The following is a 16,280-nucleotide window of genomic DNA, read 5'->3' on the forward strand; positions in this document are numbered from 1 at the left end:
TTAATGGGAAAAAATATGAAAAAATCTATCCTTGCCGTGTTATTGACATTAATATCATTTGCGTCATTAGCTGGCGAAGAAATAATAGTCCATTCTAGTAGCATGAGAGCCTCTCAAGTGGTTGATGAATTTACCGGTAAAGTAGAAACATGTGGTTTATATATTGGTAGATCAAATCGTAAAGAGGCTTGGATGCTGGCTATTAATAGCGGAAATGGTCATGCCTTAGTTGGTAACGCGGGTAATTATAATGCATCTGGCTACATGATGAAAATTGATGATGGTGATATTTATGAGAAAGGGAGCAAGTCTCGTGGTGGTGATCGAGTATTCGGTACTCTAACTGACAATATGATGAATGAAATTTCTAAAGGAAAAAAAATAATAATTCGAGCTTACCCTGAAAACCGGTATGCCGACACGCTTACATCCACCTTTGATCTATCTGGCTCAACGAAAGTTGTTCAAGCCTATAAAGACTGCGTATCGGGTTTGTAGTGCTATACTACTCGTTGTAGTGACCTCGGACATATGCAAGGGCGTTGCTTCCTAAATTATTAGAACTTATACGGGTGAGTAGCTCAGCAACGCCGCTTACTTTTGTTTAATTTCTTCACCAACATAGATTCAAATCACGATGGTTCTTTATAAGACCGGTGTCAATGGGACCAAAACTGGTAGAATCTGAATCAGACTGAAATGCAAATGGAACAAAAATGGGGCTAAATGGAAATATATTTTCCACTTCACTGTTTATATACCCAGAACCTTAAAACAAAAAGCGCCCCTTTCGGAGTAATGCCGATCAGTTAAGAAATTTTTGAGATCATTTGACCGATCTTTAAAAGGCTTCAAAATCCGATATTAGTGATTTAATATCGGATTTTTTTTATGCGTTTTGAAAGTGAATTAGCCACAGCCTTTAAGTCCTGTAATACCTTCCATACTTTTGAAAAGTATGCTGAGTTACTATCGCCAGAGCTTATTCAGCAAGGCTTTAAACAAGCTGGAGTCGCCACGTTGAGAAAGCGCCGACTACCACTCGAAACGGTTCTATGGTCCATCATCGGCATGGCACTATATCGTCAGAAGTCTGTCTGGGATATTGCAACTCAGATGGATATTATGCTGCCAGATAAAAAGCCTTTGGTTGCCCCAAGTGCTTTGGTTCAAGCAAGGCAACGTTTGGGGGCTGATGCCGTAAAAGAGGTATTTAAATCCGTCGCTCAACACGGCTATGAAACGAATTCGTTTGAGCAATGGGGAGGGCTGAATTTATTCGCCGTTGATGGCGTTGTATGGCGAACTGCAGACACGTTAGAAAATCATCAAGTCTTTGAAACTCAAAGTAATCAACATCGTGAAAATACTTACCCTCAAATTAGAATGGTCTGTCATATGGAGTTGACAAGCCATCAGCTCATTAACAGTGCTTTTTCTGGTTATCGAACGAGTGAAATGGTGCTCGCAGAACAGCTCATTGATAGTACGCCAGATCATTCATTAACCTTGTTCGATAAAGGTTATTACTCATTGGGGTTACTTAACCGATGGTCTCAAACAGGGACAGAGCGGCATTGGCTAATCCCCGCGCGAAAGGACTTAAACTATGAAGTGCTGCATCGGTCGGGAAAAAATGACTATCGTGTTCGCCTGAAAACGACGCCTCAGTCTCGCAAAAAGTTCGATGAGTTACCGGAATTTATCGAGGCTCGTTTAGTGAGTAAAACCATTAAGGGAAAAGAGTATCGAATCCTCACCTCTATGGTCGATGAATTACGTTTCCCGAGCGACGAAATGGTTGAGTTATATCGTTACCGGTGGGAAATAGAACTGGGGTATAGAGAAATGAAGCAGTCTCTGTTAAACAGCCAATATACACTGAGAAGTAAAAGACCGGACATGATAGAGCAAGAGCTATGGGGAGTGTTGCTCTGTTACAACCTCATACGATTAGGGATGACAGCGGCCGCTAAAAAACTGGATAGTGTTTGGCCAAATCAACTCAGTTTTACCAGTTGTTCAATGGCTATCACTCAGTTTTTTGCAACTTTACCGCTGACAAGTCCGGGAAATATCCCAAAACATTATGAGTCCTTATTGGAACAAATGGGCTATTTTAAACTTCCACCAAGGCGAGAAGACCGAACTTACCCAAGGTGGGTAAAACCAAAACCTCGGAAATATCCGTATAAAAAGAAAAATGCCAATCAGCTTAACTGACTGGCATTACCCCAATCGGAGCGCTTTGCTTTCAAAATCAAACGTAATACAGCTTATTGCCAATCAAGAATGACTTTGCCGGAGGCGCCGCTGCGCATGGCGTCGAAGCCTTGTTGGAAATCATCAATCTTGAAATGATGCGTGATAATTGGCGTTAGATCGAGGCCCGATTGAATCAAGCTCGCCATCTTGTACCAGGTTTCGAACATTTCACGGCCGTAAATGCCTTTGATAACCAAGCCTTTGAAAATCACTTTGGTCCAGTCAATCGCCATATCGGAGGGTGGAATACCCAGTAGGGCAATGCGTCCGCCGTGGTTCATGCTTTCCAACATGGAGTTAAACGCACTTGGCACACCGGACATTTCTAAGCCCACATCAAACCCTTCGGTCATTTTAAGCTCTGTCATCACGTCTTCGAGTTTTTGCTCGGCAACGTTAACGGCGCGCGTTACACCCATTTGACGCGCGAGATCTAGGCGATATTCGTTCACATCGGTGATCACCACATGACGAGCACCCACATGTTTAGCCACAGCCGCCGCCATAATACCGATTGGGCCTGCGCCCGTGATCAGTACGTCTTCTCCGACCAAATCGAAAGAAAGCGCGGTGTGTACCGCATTACCAAACGGGTCAAAAATTGAAGCCAAATCATCGGAAATTTCATCAGGAATTTTAAACGCGTTAAAGGCTGGGATCACCAAATACTCAGCGAACGCCCCTTCGCGGTTGACGCCCACCCCGATGGTGTTACGGCACAAATGCGTGCGGCCACCACGGCAGTTACGGCAGTGACCACAAGTAATGTGCCCTTCACCAGAGACGCGATCGCCCAGCTCAAAACCACGCACGTCTGAGCCAATTTCCACCACTTCACCAACATACTCGTGACCGACCACCATCGGCACTGGAATGGTGTTTTGTGACCACTCATCCCAGTTATAGATGTGCACATCGGTACCACAAATCGCCGTTTTGCGGATTTTAATCAGCAAATCATTGTGACCTAATTGTGGCTTGTCCACCTCGGTCATCCAAATCCCTGGTTCCGGTTTTAATTTTGATAATGCTTTAATTTTCATGGTTATTGGCCTTAAATGATCGCCATCGCTTTGCCGACTTCAATAAAGGCATCGATGGCTTGATCTAATTGTTCACGGCTGTGTGCCGCTGACATTTGGGTGCGAATACGTGCTTGCCCTTTAGGCACCACTGGGAACGAGAATCCAGTGACATAAATGCCTTTTTCTAAGGCACGCTCAGCAAACTCAGCGGCAATTTTCGCATCACCCAGCATAATCGGGATGATCGCGTGATCAGCGCCTGCAAGAGTGAAACCCGCTTCGGTCATGCGCGCACGGAAATGAGTCGCGTTATCCCACAGTTGGTCACGCAAGTGATTGCTTTCTGCCAGTAAATCCAAAACCCGCAAAGAGGCCGACACAATGGCCGGTGCAACCGAGTTAGAGAATAAGTAAGGGCGAGAGCGTTGACGTAGCCAATCAATCACTTCTTTTTTACCGGACGTGTAACCACCGGAAGCACCGCCCATCGCTTTACCAAGTGTGCCGGTAATAATATCAATGCGATCAATCACATCATGGTATTCATGAGTACCACGGCCATTGGCGCCCATAAAGCCCACAGCGTGTGAATCATCGACCATAACCAAGGCGTTATATTTATCCGCCAAATCACAAATGTCAGGTAAGTTGGCGACGACGCCATCCATTGAGAACACACCATCGGTGACGATCAATTTATGACGTACCCCGGCTTCATCGGCCGCGATCAATTGCTGCTCAAGCTCGGCCATATTGTTGTTGGCGTAGCGGAAACGCTTCGCTTTACATAGACGGACGCCGTCAATGATGGAGGCGTGGTTTAATGCATCAGAGATGATGGCATCATTGGCATCGAGCAGGGTTTCAAATAATCCGGTGTTTGCATCAAAACATGACGTGTACAGAATCGTGTCTTCTTGGCCTAAGAAGGTAGAGAATTTGCTTTCGAGTTCTTTATGCGCGTTTTGTGTGCCGCAAATAAAGCGTACCGATGCCATACCAAAACCGTGTTCATCCATGCCGGCTTTCGCCGCTTCAATCAATTCAGGGTGGTTTGCTAGACCTAAATAGTTGTTCGCACAGAAGTTGAGCACTTCTTGTCCAGTGGAGATCTGAACCGCCGCACTTTGCTGCGAGGTAATAATGCGCTCAGATTTGTACAACCCGTCCGCTTTGACTTCCTCAAGCTGATCGCGGATTTGTTGATAAAAAGCAGAAGACATAACGTGTTCCTTCTCTATGGTCGTTCGGTAACAAGTCTGCATGGCGATGGCCAGCACGAATGGTCTAAGTGTAATTCATGGGTGCCTTGGAGATTATACCTCACTATGGAAAATGATTTATGAATTCTAGGCACAAGTAGCAAGGCTGATATGATAATTGACGAGCGCTAAGGCAAAAAAAGACGCTCGTATCGAGCGCCAAACTTGCAGGGGGAGAAAACAACACCAACGGTTAAAACAAGCCGACAGGATTAATGTCGTAATTGATCAATAGGTTCTTAGTATTTTGATAATGATCCAGCATCATTTTGTGGTTTTCGCGGCCAAAGCCCGATTTTTTATACCCACCAAATGCGGCATGGGCAGGATAAATGTGATAACAGTTAACCCAAACTCGGCCAGCCTCAATGCCTCGTCCCATGCGATAAGCCAAATTGGCATCACGCGTCCATAACCCGGCCCCTAAGCCATACTCGGTGTCGTTGGCAATGGCGAGCGCTTCGGCTTCATCTTTAAAGGTGGTGATCGCAATCACGGGTCCAAAAATCTCTTCTTGGAAAATGCGCATATCATTTTTGCCCGCAAACAGCGTCGGCTGAATGTAATACCCCTCGCTGATAGCGCCGGTTTGCTGTGACACATCGCCACCAAAGACCAGTTCGGCCCCTTCCTCACGGCCGATGGCCAAATAGCTCAAGATTTTATCGTATTGCTCTTGAGAGGCTTGCGCGCCAACTTGCGTGTCCGTATCCAGAGGGTTGCCTTGGCGAATTTGCTTCGCACGTTGGGTTAATTTGTCGACAAACTTTTCATAAACCGACTCTTGGACTAACACCCGAGAAGGACAGGTACACACTTCGCCCTGATTGAAAAATCCAAGTAATGTGCCTTCAATGCATTTTTCTAAATACGCATCTTCATGGTCAAAAATGTCTGCAAAATAAATATTAGGCGACTTGCCTCCTAGTTCGACCGTCGACGGAATCAAGTTATCTGCGGCACATTTTAGGATATGGTTGCCAACCGAGGTGGAGCCAGTAAACGCCAGTTTATTGATTCGCTTGCTGGTCGCCAGCGCTTGCCCGGCCTCCGAGCCGAAACCATTGACAATATTCACCACCCCAGCGGGCAACAAATCGGCAATGTGTTCGATCAAAATTAAAATGGAGACCGGGGTTTGCTCAGCGGGTTTCATCACGACACAACAACCCGCCGCAAGCGCCGGTGCCAACTTCCAAGCTGCCATCAGCATCGGAAAGTTCCACGGAATGATTTGCCCTACCACACCTAACGGCTCATGAAAATGATAGGCCGTGGTATGTTGGTCAATTTCGCCAATACTGCCTTCTTGTGCGCGAATACACCCAGCAAAATAGCGAAAATGGTCAACGACTAACGGCAGATCGGCTCCCATGGTTTCACGAATAGGTTTTCCGTTTTCCCAAGTTTCCACATAGGCTAAACGCTCGATGTTTTGTTCTATCCGGTCGGCGATGCGCAGTAGGATATTCGCGCGCTCGGTGACACTGGTTTTCGCCCAACTCTGCCGCGCTTCATGGGCGGCGTCGAGCGCCAGTTCAATATCCGCAGCCGTCGAGCGGGCCACTTGACAGTAGACTTGTCCGTTGACAGGCGATACGTTCTCGAAATACTGATTGTCGGTGGGTGCCACCCATTTTCCACCAATAAAATTGTGGTAATGCGATTGGAAAGTAAAGGGGGCATCGTTGGTTCCAGGCTGAGCATAAATCATACGAATCTTCATCCTTTTATCGTCGTTTTTATAAGTTGTCGCACAATCTTGCACATCATGCGTATTGAATACCTACGCAAGTCACAGGCCAACATATTCTCCTTTGGTGTTACACATTTGTAAGCATACGATTATCAACACGTTAGAGTGAACTCTCGCCGAACACGTCGCTATTAGTGATTGCCAGTGCGCTGTTCAACTGTGTCAAAATGGAACAGTCTGGATGTAACATATTGGAACACCTATGAAAATTCAGCCCCTAGAACATGATTGGTTAACCAACTCCTGGCAACGCTGCGAGCAGGCCGGTCTGCGTCCACGTCGTTTGCCCGAGTTAATGATGCTGCCAGCATTTCAATTGTCGGATCGGCGTCATCATAATCAGGCCTTGATTACCGCGATCGAAACGTGCGCCTTACCGCTGTACCAACAAATGTGCGGACATACTAAAAGTCGTTTGGTGGTTACCGATGCCGAAGGGGTTGTGCTTAAAACATGGGGCGAAGAACGCTTACAGAAAACCTTGTCCCCACTGTCATTGGATTCTGGTGGCATTTGGCAAGAAGATCTCAAAGGCACCAATGCCATTGGTACCGCGCTCTATGAGCTCCGCCCAGTCAGTGTCATTGGTAAGCAGCACTATCTGCATCAGTTACAACACATCAGTTGCTCCGCCAGCCCGATTTTTTCTCATCAGGGTCAAGTGTTGGGTATTTTAGATATCACCTCAGAACAGACCCAGCATGATCTTTCGATGTTAGTGTTGGTGCAAAATATGGTGCAGCTCATAGAAAATCATATGCTGTGCCACCTTCCCAATGCGGCGGTACGCCTCGATATTGCGCTGGACAAAACACTGCTCAATAGTGGCTGGCAAGGCATTGTCATCGCAAACGACGCTGGCGAGATTGTTGCCCATAATGCCATTGCGTCTGAATTGTCGTCAGACATGACCTTACTGGGTCAAGACGTCGATGGCGTCATCCAACACCTCTCCGATCACTTGCACACCCACGCGTATGAACTGCCCAAGCCCGGTTCTCAAGCGAAATCCGGGCACACCTACACTGCGGGCAACGCCGCAGCAGTAGCATCAGACAACACCGCTCTTCCATGCGATGCCGACATTGCACAAGCCTGGCAACAGGCCAATAAAATACTGTTTCACGATGTGCCTTTATTGATCCTCGGGGAAACGGGCGTCGGTAAAGGGGAATTTGTGAAGGCGCTCCATCAACAGCAACCGCGAGGCCCACTCATTACCGTTAACTGCGCCGCGCTCGCAAAAGAGCTGATCGAAGCAGAGCTGTTTGGTTATGTCGGCGGCGCCTTTACTGGGGCAGATAGCAAAGGAAAAATCGGCAAAATACGCGCCGCGCAAGGCGGGATTTTATTTTTAGATGAAATCGGCGATATGCCGCTCGAAGCCCAAACGCGGCTACTCAGTGTGCTGCAAGACAAAGTCGTCACCCCATTAGGGAGTCACCAAAGTTACCCCGTCGATGTGCAATTCATCGCAGCAACTCATCAGTCGTTACCCCAAAAAATAGCCGCGGGTGAATTTCGTGAAGATCTGTATTATCGTCTTAATGGCCTAGCACTGACCCTACCGCCACTGCGAGCGCGCACAAACAAACGGCAATTGATTGCGGCCATCCACCAGCGTTACCAGAGCGAAGGGCAACAGATGAGTGAAGACTTACTTTCACAATTAATGCGCTATTCCTGGCCCGGCAATCTACGCGAGTTGGACAACACAATGAAAGTCACCTGCTTATTGGCTGACGACTCCCCCATTCTGCAGACAAAGCACGTTCCAGCGCATTTACACGTCAGTCACCACTTGCAGCGCAGTGCCGATAATGGCCAAGCACACGGCGATGCTGCGCTGGGTTCTGCCTCGTCCACCCCATTAAAAACCACCCTCGAAGAGACTCTGTTAACCACGTATCAAGCGACCCACGGAAACATCAGCCGGACAGCGCGTCTGCTCGGGATCAGCCGAAATACGCTTTACCGCCGCTTGCGCGCCTTGGGTGTGTTACAATCTCCTGCTAATTAGAACGCCACAAGGGCGTGATGCTTCGCCCTTGTGATACCGATAGAGTCCATTGTCATGAATCAAGCCAAACTGATTGGTTTATTGCCCGATTTAGCCAGTTTTATCCTCGTGGTCAATGAAGGCAGCTTCACTGCCGCAGCCCAGCAGCTTGGGGTTACGCCATCGGCCTTAAGTAAATTGATGACTCGTCTTGAAAAAGCGTTATCAGTGAAATTGATTGAGCGTTCCACTCGGCAATTGCATATTACCCAAGCAGGGCAAAAAATTTACGATCAATGCTTGGTTATGATGAATGCCGCCCAGCAAGTCGTCGAACTCTCCAGTGTCGATCATTCGGTGCCATCAGGCGCACTCACGGTTGCCGCCCCCGAGGCCTTTCTCAATTCGGTGCTGCAACCGCTCGTTCTGCCGTTTTTGACGCAGTTTCCTCACATTGAACTGAAATTACGTGCTATTGACGGCAAGATTGATGTGTTTCGTGACAACATCGATATCGCTTTCAAGTTAACCGATAAACCCGATGAAAGTTTGGTATTAAAGGAACTGTGCAAAACAGAATTGGTCTTGTGTGCCAGTCCGGAGTACCTCGCAAGGCGCGGCGTCCCAACTCACCCGACCGATTTGGCTGACCACGATTGCCTCTACCTCGCAGAAACGCCACAAGATCATATTTGGAATTTCTATAAAGACGAGACCACACATTCGGTCGCGGTCTCTGGGCGCTATGCGGTCAACCAAGCACAAATGCGCCTCAATGGCGTCAAAGACGGTTTGGGGATCGGTATTTTTCATGATTTCATCGTGCAAGATGGGCTCGCGAATGGGGACATTCTCCCAGTTCTCACCGATTGGACATTAACCAGTAACTATCATGGCGTCATCGCCATGCAATACTCGCAAACCCAATACATGCCAGCTCGTTTGCGTACCTTCATTGATTACGTGCTCACCCACTTGCAGCCAAAACTGAGTGCGGGTATTCACCTGCCGATGCAACAACAGCTCGATTGAACGCCCGCTGTTGCTAAGCCGTTTTTCCTTGAATCACCGCCATAAAAAAAAGCCAAAGGACACGACCTTTGGCTTCTCTCTCATACCAGAGCGACAACGCAGAAATTAACGCGTTTTGCTGTGATACTCATTACGCAAGCTACTGATCTTACGCATGTCTTTTTTCGCTTGTGCGAGATTACCGTCATCCAAATCTTTGTTTACGCCTTTTAACGCTTGATTAAGCTTGGTCAACCCTTCTTGATACGCTTTTGGGTTGTCGCCTCGATAATCCGCTTGTTTGGCTTTCGTGACCAGTGATGACATCTCTGTGACCGCTTGCTTCATATCCGCAATACTATCCGCACTTAGGGCGTCGCCATAAGAGCCAGAAATCAATTGCATCGTTTTCCCAACATCCGCATTGGCCAATGCGCCAAAACTGACAGTCGCGCCCAGTAATATCGTACTTAACACTTTTAACATTGCTCTTTCCTTTATTGATTTTATTGATACTCACGCAATAACAATACGTTATTCAACCAGTAATTCAAACTCTTCAATGGAACCACGGCCTCTTAATTGCAGAAAATTTAAAAATTGTTGCGGGCTATGGGTGATCACTTGCTGGGCTGGAATATCAACGCTATCTATTAACGCTAACACTTCATCAAACCCACCAACATGGGAACAATAATGCGCATCACTGCCAGTGGTAAGGTAGGCGCCTTTCTCTTTCGCTATTCTGGCAATTTCATAACAACGAGGTTTACTCCCTGCTCGGCTGTGTCCTTGCAAACTGCTGTTATTCAATTCTATCGCGACATTGTATTGAGCGGCACATTCAATCACCGTCGCAAAATCAAAATCGTAATGGGGGTTGCCTAAATGGCCTAATGCATCGACCCGTCCTTGCTTGATGACGTTTATCAACATCTCGGTTTGCTGCTCTTGAGAGCCGACGCTTACAACCGGCTCATGCAAACTGCCGATCATCCAATCCAAGTGTTGGTCGACCACCTCTGGCGTATCGACATCCCCTTCTCGGTTCATAATATTGGCTTCGACGCCACGAATAATCCCGACAGTTTCAATAAAACGCGGGAGCACTTTTTGATTGGTAAAGAACCAATGATGCGGCGCGCCCGGCATTTCAGAGGCGTGGTCGGTGGTACAAAGCAGCGCTAATCCTTGTGCTTTCGCGGCACGCGCATTCTCAATTAACGTGCTATAAGCATGACCGCTTGCGTAGGTATGCGTGTGAGTGTCTACGGCTATTCTCATCCTTTCTCTCCTTGCCTATTGCTAAAAATCGACCGCGAAGCGGGTGTCACCCAAAGCCCATGGCATGCTCTCCACTCTACTCTTATCACGTTGCAATGCTGTGTCTGATGCATAAAAGTGTGCAACTGATGCATGAATTACAATGGAAGATTCGTGCAGCTCACCTTTTCCCTGCTTATTTTTGCAACCTTCACGGCTTAGACAATACTTAACATCACTATCCCTAACTAGAGTCTGGCCATGAGATTACGCCGATATCCCTTAAGCATTCATATCAGCACACTGTTTGTAATTCTTATGACCTTTTTTAGCGCGGTGCTCATTATTGTCAGTTTTCAATATACGCACTCACTATTGCAAGGCAGTGCGAAAGCGCTGAGCGCAGAAAACAGTAAAAAAATTGAATCTGAGCTGCATAAGAACATGGCCCCGATTTTTTCTACGCTGGATTTTCTGGCGTACAGCAGCGTGGTGCATGGTGAAGTATTGGGCTCATCCAAATGGCGTTGGCTCGCCGCGGTTCATCAATCTTTTCAGCGCAATTCCGCGCTCGTCGCCCTCTACTATGGCAGTAATAACGGCGATTTTACAGTGATTCGTCCATTGTTTAGTGAACAAGCGAAGCAGCAATTCAATGCCCCCGAAACCGCGGTGCTGTATCTTGAAAAGTCCACGGTTCAAGGGGCCACGGAAACCTATTATTTTAATGAAAAAATTCAGCAAATTGATTTTCGCCAAGGATCAGAGAATACCTTTGATCCCCGCACTCGCCCTTGGTATCAAGCGAGTAAAAACAAGCAAAGCATCGTGATTACCGAGCCTTACCTATTTTACTTGTTAAAAACGTACGGCATTACCCTTTCTCGCAGCTCTGCTGATCATCGACATGTGGTAGGCGCCGATTTCACTTTGGATACTCTCTCAACAAAGCTCGCGTCGCTTGCTAAATACCCAGATTCCAAAATGATCATCTTCGACAGTCATTTACTTCCGATTGCCGAGCACAATACCAACCTGAAACTCAATGATCCGCAAAGTGATAACACCGAGTTATTACAAAACAGTCTATTTCGCGACATCGTCAATCGAATCAGTCCACGAACCGTTTACGAAGATCGGGAGTATGACGGGGAAACGTGGTCATTATCGCTGACTCCGATTGCCATCTCCCCCAACATCGAAGTGCATCTTGCAGAAGCGGTACGCCATCGCGATATTCTTGAAAAACTGATGGCCGTGCGCGATACCCAAGTGGCGTTGTCGATTGGGTTACTGGCGCTGGGTTTCTTGGTGGTATTGTTGGTCTCACGCCGGATTGCACAGCCGATGAAACGCCTCGTCGAACTGACCGGCAATATTGCGCATTTTGAGTTCAAGAAGACTCGTTACCCCACGTCAATGATTACCGAGTTGAATGACTTAACGCATTCCATCCATTCCATGGAACACTCCTTAAGTGAGTTGATTAAAGCCCTTCGCGACACAGCCGCCAATAATGATCTGGATGCCTTGGCGAAAACTGTGGCTCGACAGAGCTATGCCATCACCAAAGCCGAAACCATTATTTTGTATTCCTATCATGCAGATCAGTCGCATTTTTCTGTCACGGCGAATCATGCCATCATTCCTTTCAAGCTCGATTTAGATGTCTTACTCAACAGCACGCCGTGGATTTTTTCTGAGCTACGCCAAGGGAATACGGTTCACTTGCAGCGAGACGACAATTTACTGCGCCGCTTTCAACCGCAATTGTTCAATTCGGATATTTACTTATTTCCGTTGCTCAATCGTGAGGGGCAGCTGATCGGCGTTTTAAACGTGGGTTACGAGCGCAGTGTGAGTGACAGCCATCGTGAAAAGCATGCGTTTTTACGTGAGTTACTGAGCTTTGCTCAAATCGCCAAAGACAACATTGATAGGATGACACAACAAAAAAATCTGTTGGGTGCTATCGCTGAGCGGTTTGCTTGCGCTATCGATGCCAAGTATCCCTTTACCAAGGGACACGCCAAACGTGTGTGGTTTATTACTCAGTCCCTCGCTCAGCTAACCGAAGAAGACCACACCTATTTCCCACAATTTATTATGAGCCAAGATCGCTGGTCTGAATTAAAACTGGCGGCTTGGCTCCACGATTGCGGTAAAATCACCACGCCACAACATGTGCTCGATAAAGCCACCAAACTCGAGACCCTGTATGATCGAATCCACGAGATTCGCACGCGCGTGGAGGTCTTAAAGAGTCAAGCGGAAACCGATTACTGGCGCCAGCTGTATCATGGTGGCAGCAAAGCACAATTGGATAAACAACTGGCGCAAACCCTCAAAGAGTTGGATGAAGACTTTGCCTTCCTTGCGCATTGTAACCAAGCCCAGAAAACGCTATCCGATCAAGCCATCGAGCGGTTAACGCACATTGCCAAACGCCGCTGGAAACGGACCATTGATGATCGCACAGGCACCGCTTGGTCAGAGCAGCAACGCGCCGGCGGAGAAGCGCAATCATTACCGATCATGGAGCCCCTACTGAGCGATAAAGAGAGCCATCGCGTGCCATGGTTAAACAGCCATCTCCACTTTACCGACACCCATGCCTTCAATATAAAACCTGGTGATTTACAGTACCATCGAGGAGAACTGTATAATCTTTCTATTCGTTCTGGCACGCACACACCAGAAGAACGTTTTCTCATTCAAGATCACATCATTCAAACCATCATGATGCTCGACAATTTGCCTTATCCGTCCCACCTACGTCAGTTGCCGGACATTGCCGGCCACCACCACGAGCATTTGAACGGCACGGGATACCCGCAAGGTCTTAGCGAACAAGACTTATCCGTACAAGCGCGCATTGTCGCGATCGCCAATACCTTTGACACTTTGACGTCCGCATGCAGTGCCAGCGACTTGGCAAAAACGCTGAGTGAATCGCTGACCATCATGACCGACATGGCGACATCCGGGCAGTTGGATCCCAAGCTGTATTTGCTCTTCTTGGAGCAAGATCTTTATCTCGAGTTTGCCGCGGAGCATCTCGACCCAGCGCAATGTGACGACGTCGAGAAAGCCGTGTTGATCAAACGAGTCAAAAAGTCTCTGCGCGACGCTTAAAATGCAGCGCAATGCAGAGCCTTGTTTACGTTTTATCCGCGTTGGCCAGAGCCGCCGCGGATATTTTTTGCTTTTTATTCCGAAAAAAGAGAGGACATTCAATGTTTTCACCAGAAAGTTCTGATATGTAACCAAGAAGAAATAGTTGATGTATATCAAAGAGTCGTAGAGAATGGGAATGGAGGTCTGTCTACTATGGATTAATCGTCGGCGGACACACTCGACAATAAGAGTGTATTGGTTTTGCCTATATCATTGATAGAGACAGCCTACTTTAGCTTTGTGTATTGTGCTGCTACGTTGAAGCTCAATGCTTGATACCTCGTTTTTAAGGGAAAGATGATGGTAATACCAGATAACAGTAGCATCGTAATTTTTGGTGCCTCGGGAGATTTAACCTACCGGAAACTTATTCCGGCACTTTATCACTTGTACGCAAGTAACCAGCTTCCTGAATCCTTCGCTATTCTTGGAGTGAGCCGTACAGAATACAGTGACGAGTCCTACCGAGAAAAATTAAAACGCTCCATGCAGGAGCTTGAGAAAACAGAACCAAAGACCTTAGAAAAGTTTTGTGAACACATTCACTACCAACCGCTTAATACGTCTGAAGAGCAAGAATACGCGAAATTAAAAGACCGCCTTGAAACGCTCTCTGAACACTACAAATTTGAGCAAATTAATACGCTTTTCTATCTTGCGACGCCCCCAAGCCTTTATGGTGTCATCCCTGGCTGCTTAGCCGCGCACAAATTAAATGATGAATCGACCGGTTGGAAACGGATTATCGTTGAAAAACCATTTGGGTATGATCTCGAATCCGCGCAGTCATTAGATATTGAAATTCATCGTCACTTCTCTGAAAGCCAAATCTATCGAATCGACCATTACCTCGGTAAAGAAACCGTACAGAACCTACTCGTTCTGCGTTTCGCCAACGGGATGTTTGAACCACTGTGGAACCGTAATTTCATTGATTACGTCGAGATCACCGGTTCAGAGTTCTTAGGTGTGGAAGGCCGTGGTGGCTACTACGATAACTCTGGCGCGGTGCGTGATATGTTCCAAAATCACTTGCTGCAAGTCTTGGCAATGGTCACCATGGAACCACCATCGGAGATCGACTCCAACTCCATTCGTAATGAAGTCAATAAAGTTCTGCAAAGCGTTCAGCCACTGTCTGAACAAGATTTGCGCACCAACCTTGTATTGGGTCAATACACCGAATCCAATGTGCGTGGCCAGTTCCTGAAAGGCTATCGTGACGAAGACGGCGTGGCCGAAGATTCTCGTACTGAGACTTACATGGCGCTGAAGATGTTTATCAACAACTGGCGTTGGAACGGTGTGCCGTTCTATGTTCGTTCAGGTAAGCGTTTACCGACGCGTGTGACCGAAGTGGCCATTCACTTCAAACGTACACCACACCCTGCGTTTGACAAAACCGCGCCAGAAAACAAATTAATCATTCGAATTCAGCCCGATGAAGGCATTCTAATGAACTTTGGTCTCAAAGAACCAGGGGCTGGCTTTAAGGCCAAAGAAGTGGGCATGGACTTCCATTACGCGTCGTTAGAAGAAACCAAAATGCTCACGGCGTATGAACGTCTGCTACTGGACTCCCTCAATGGGGATGCCACGCTGTTTGCACGTACCGATGCGGTAGAAGCATGCTGGAAGTTTGTTCAGCCGATCCTTGACTTCAAACAAGACCCGCAAGCGCTATATGGGTATGCTAGTGGCACTTGGGGGCCGAAAGAAGCCGATGACCTGCTGAAACGCGATGGACGAGATTGGCGTTTCCCATGTAAGAATTTGACCAATACGGATTATTGTGAATTATGATTAAACCAAGAATTTTCCCTTCGGCCGATCAGGTCGTAGCGCATCTTGCCGATGAGATGAAAGCGTACAGTGAACAAGGACACCCTGTTCACGTTTCCTTGTCCGGCGGGAGCACACCGAAGATGCTGTTTAAGCTTCTGGCAACAGAGGCATACGCAACCAGCATTCAGTGGAAAAACCTGCATTTTTGGTGGGGTGACGAGCGCTGTGTCGCCCCTGATGATGCAGAAAGTAACTTTGGCGAAGCCAACACCTTGCTGTTTACGCAAGTGGATATTCCCGCTGGCAATATTCACCGCATTAAAGGTGAAGACGATCCAGAGCAAGAAGCCGCGCGTTTCGCCAAAGAAATGGCCGACACATTGCCAACCAAAGATGGCACGCCCGTCTTTGATTGGATCCTACTTGGCGTCGGTCCGGATGGCCATACGGCCTCCTTATTCCCCAATAAAACCGATTACAATGATGACGGTTTGTCTTGTGTCGCAAGTCACCCAGAATCTGGGCAAAAGCGTATTTCTAAAACGGCCAAAGTGCTCGAAGCAGCAAAACGAATTAGCTACCTCGTTCTCGGTGCTGGAAAACAAGATATTGTACATGAAATTCATACGACTCCAGCAGCAGACCTTCCATACCCTGCTGCAAAAATCCAGTCAAAATCTGGTGATACGGAGTGGTTTTTAGATAGTGACGCAGCAGCAAAAATTGCGTGAGGAGAG

The 16,280-nt window shown here is 47.4% G+C and carries 12 protein-coding genes; 7 read left to right on the top strand and 5 right to left on the bottom strand.

Features of this window, described 5'->3' with window-relative positions:
- Window positions 1-15 precede the first annotated feature (15 nt).
- Together EAE30_RS02295 and EAE30_RS02300 are read left to right on the top strand one after the other, a co-directional pair.
- A complete protein-coding gene (locus EAE30_RS02295; protein ID WP_164711771.1) occupies window positions 16-498 on the top strand; it encodes a hypothetical protein in 483 nt (160 codons plus the stop codon).
- Window positions 499-891: 393 nt separating this feature from the next.
- Window positions 892-2,223 (top strand): IS4 family transposase, encoded by a 1,332-nt coding sequence (locus EAE30_RS02300; protein ID WP_123014478.1) that lies wholly within the window; start codon window positions 892-894, stop codon window positions 2,221-2,223.
- 53 nt (window positions 2,224-2,276) lie between these two features.
- Here the strand turns inward: EAE30_RS02300 and tdh are convergent, their stop codons facing one another.
- The 3 genes from tdh to exaC form a co-directional block, all read right to left on the bottom strand.
- Window positions 2,277-3,308, bottom strand: coding sequence for an L-threonine 3-dehydrogenase (gene tdh / locus EAE30_RS02305; RefSeq protein WP_123014479.1), 1,032 nt, complete (start codon window positions 3,306-3,308; stop codon window positions 2,277-2,279).
- 11 nt (window positions 3,309-3,319) lie between these two features.
- Window positions 3,320-4,513, bottom strand: coding sequence for a glycine C-acetyltransferase (locus EAE30_RS02310; protein WP_123014480.1), 1,194 nt, complete (start codon window positions 4,511-4,513; stop codon window positions 3,320-3,322).
- Window positions 4,514-4,745: 232 nt separating this feature from the next.
- Complete coding sequence (gene exaC / locus EAE30_RS02315; protein WP_123014481.1) at window positions 4,746-6,266, bottom strand: acetaldehyde dehydrogenase ExaC; 1,521 nt, start codon at window positions 6,264-6,266, stop codon at window positions 4,746-4,748.
- Window positions 6,267-6,510: 244 nt separating this feature from the next.
- On the opposite strand from exaC, the gene EAE30_RS02320 reads away from it, so the two are divergent.
- Window positions 6,511-8,328 (top strand): sigma-54-dependent Fis family transcriptional regulator, encoded by a 1,818-nt coding sequence (locus EAE30_RS02320; RefSeq protein ID WP_123014482.1) that lies wholly within the window; start codon window positions 6,511-6,513, stop codon window positions 8,326-8,328.
- 54 nt (window positions 8,329-8,382) lie between these two features.
- A complete protein-coding gene (locus EAE30_RS02325) occupies window positions 8,383-9,339 on the top strand; it encodes a LysR family transcriptional regulator (RefSeq protein ID WP_123014483.1) in 957 nt (318 codons plus the stop codon).
- 105 nt (window positions 9,340-9,444) lie between these two features.
- On the opposite strand, the gene EAE30_RS02330 is transcribed toward EAE30_RS02325, so the two are convergent.
- Window positions 9,445-9,804 carry a cytochrome b562 gene (locus EAE30_RS02330; protein ID WP_123014484.1) on the bottom strand — a complete coding sequence of 120 codons (360 nt, stop codon included), beginning with the start codon at window positions 9,802-9,804 and terminating at the stop codon, window positions 9,445-9,447.
- Between the two features lie 48 nt (window positions 9,805-9,852).
- Window positions 9,853-10,602 (bottom strand): phosphatase, encoded by a 750-nt coding sequence (locus tag EAE30_RS02335; RefSeq protein ID WP_123014485.1) that lies wholly within the window; start codon window positions 10,600-10,602, stop codon window positions 9,853-9,855.
- A gap of 297 nt (window positions 10,603-10,899) precedes the next feature.
- Here EAE30_RS02335 and EAE30_RS02340 point away from each other — a divergent pair, with 297 nt between their 5' ends.
- From EAE30_RS02340 to pgl, 3 genes are all read left to right on the top strand, one after another.
- Window positions 10,900-13,716: an HD domain-containing phosphohydrolase gene (locus EAE30_RS02340; protein WP_241967598.1), complete on the top strand. Its 2,817-nt coding sequence runs from the start codon at window positions 10,900-10,902 to the stop codon at window positions 13,714-13,716.
- Between the two features lie 342 nt (window positions 13,717-14,058).
- On the top strand, window positions 14,059-15,561 hold the full coding sequence (gene zwf, locus EAE30_RS02345) for a glucose-6-phosphate dehydrogenase (protein WP_164711796.1): 1,503 nt from the start codon (window positions 14,059-14,061) through the stop codon (window positions 15,559-15,561).
- Complete coding sequence (gene pgl, locus EAE30_RS02350; protein WP_123014488.1) at window positions 15,558-16,274, top strand: 6-phosphogluconolactonase; 717 nt, start codon at window positions 15,558-15,560, stop codon at window positions 16,272-16,274. The genes zwf and pgl overlap by 4 nt, the downstream gene beginning before the upstream one ends.
- Window positions 16,275-16,280: the final 6 nt, after the last annotated feature.

The organism is Vibrio zhugei, from assembly GCF_003716875.1.
Taxonomy (GTDB): Bacteria; Pseudomonadota; Gammaproteobacteria; order Enterobacterales; family Vibrionaceae; genus Vibrio; species Vibrio zhugei.

Coding starts and splice junctions, on each gene's coding strand:
- EAE30_RS02295 (WP_164711771.1), top strand. CDS start 16: ATGAAAAAATCTATCCTTGCCGTGTTATTGACATTAATATCATTTGCG.
- EAE30_RS02300 (WP_123014478.1), top strand. CDS start 892: ATGCGTTTTGAAAGTGAATTAGCCACAGCCTTTAAGTCCTGTAATACC.
- tdh (WP_123014479.1), bottom strand. CDS start 3,308: ATGAAAATTAAAGCATTATCAAAATTAAAACCGGAACCAGGGATTTGG.
- EAE30_RS02310 (WP_123014480.1), bottom strand. CDS start 4,513: ATGTCTTCTGCTTTTTATCAACAAATCCGCGATCAGCTTGAGGAAGTC.
- exaC (WP_123014481.1), bottom strand. CDS start 6,266: ATGATTTATGCTCAGCCTGGAACCAACGATGCCCCCTTTACTTTCCAA.
- EAE30_RS02320 (WP_123014482.1), top strand. CDS start 6,511: ATGAAAATTCAGCCCCTAGAACATGATTGGTTAACCAACTCCTGGCAA.
- EAE30_RS02325 (WP_123014483.1), top strand. CDS start 8,383: ATGAATCAAGCCAAACTGATTGGTTTATTGCCCGATTTAGCCAGTTTT.
- EAE30_RS02330 (WP_123014484.1), bottom strand. CDS start 9,804: ATGTTAAAAGTGTTAAGTACGATATTACTGGGCGCGACTGTCAGTTTT.
- EAE30_RS02335 (WP_123014485.1), bottom strand. CDS start 10,602: ATGAGAATAGCCGTAGACACTCACACGCATACCTACGCAAGCGGTCAT.
- EAE30_RS02340 (WP_241967598.1), top strand. CDS start 10,900: ATGACCTTTTTTAGCGCGGTGCTCATTATTGTCAGTTTTCAATATACG.
- zwf (WP_164711796.1), top strand. CDS start 14,059: ATGGTAATACCAGATAACAGTAGCATCGTAATTTTTGGTGCCTCGGGA.
- pgl (WP_123014488.1), top strand. CDS start 15,558: ATGATTAAACCAAGAATTTTCCCTTCGGCCGATCAGGTCGTAGCGCAT.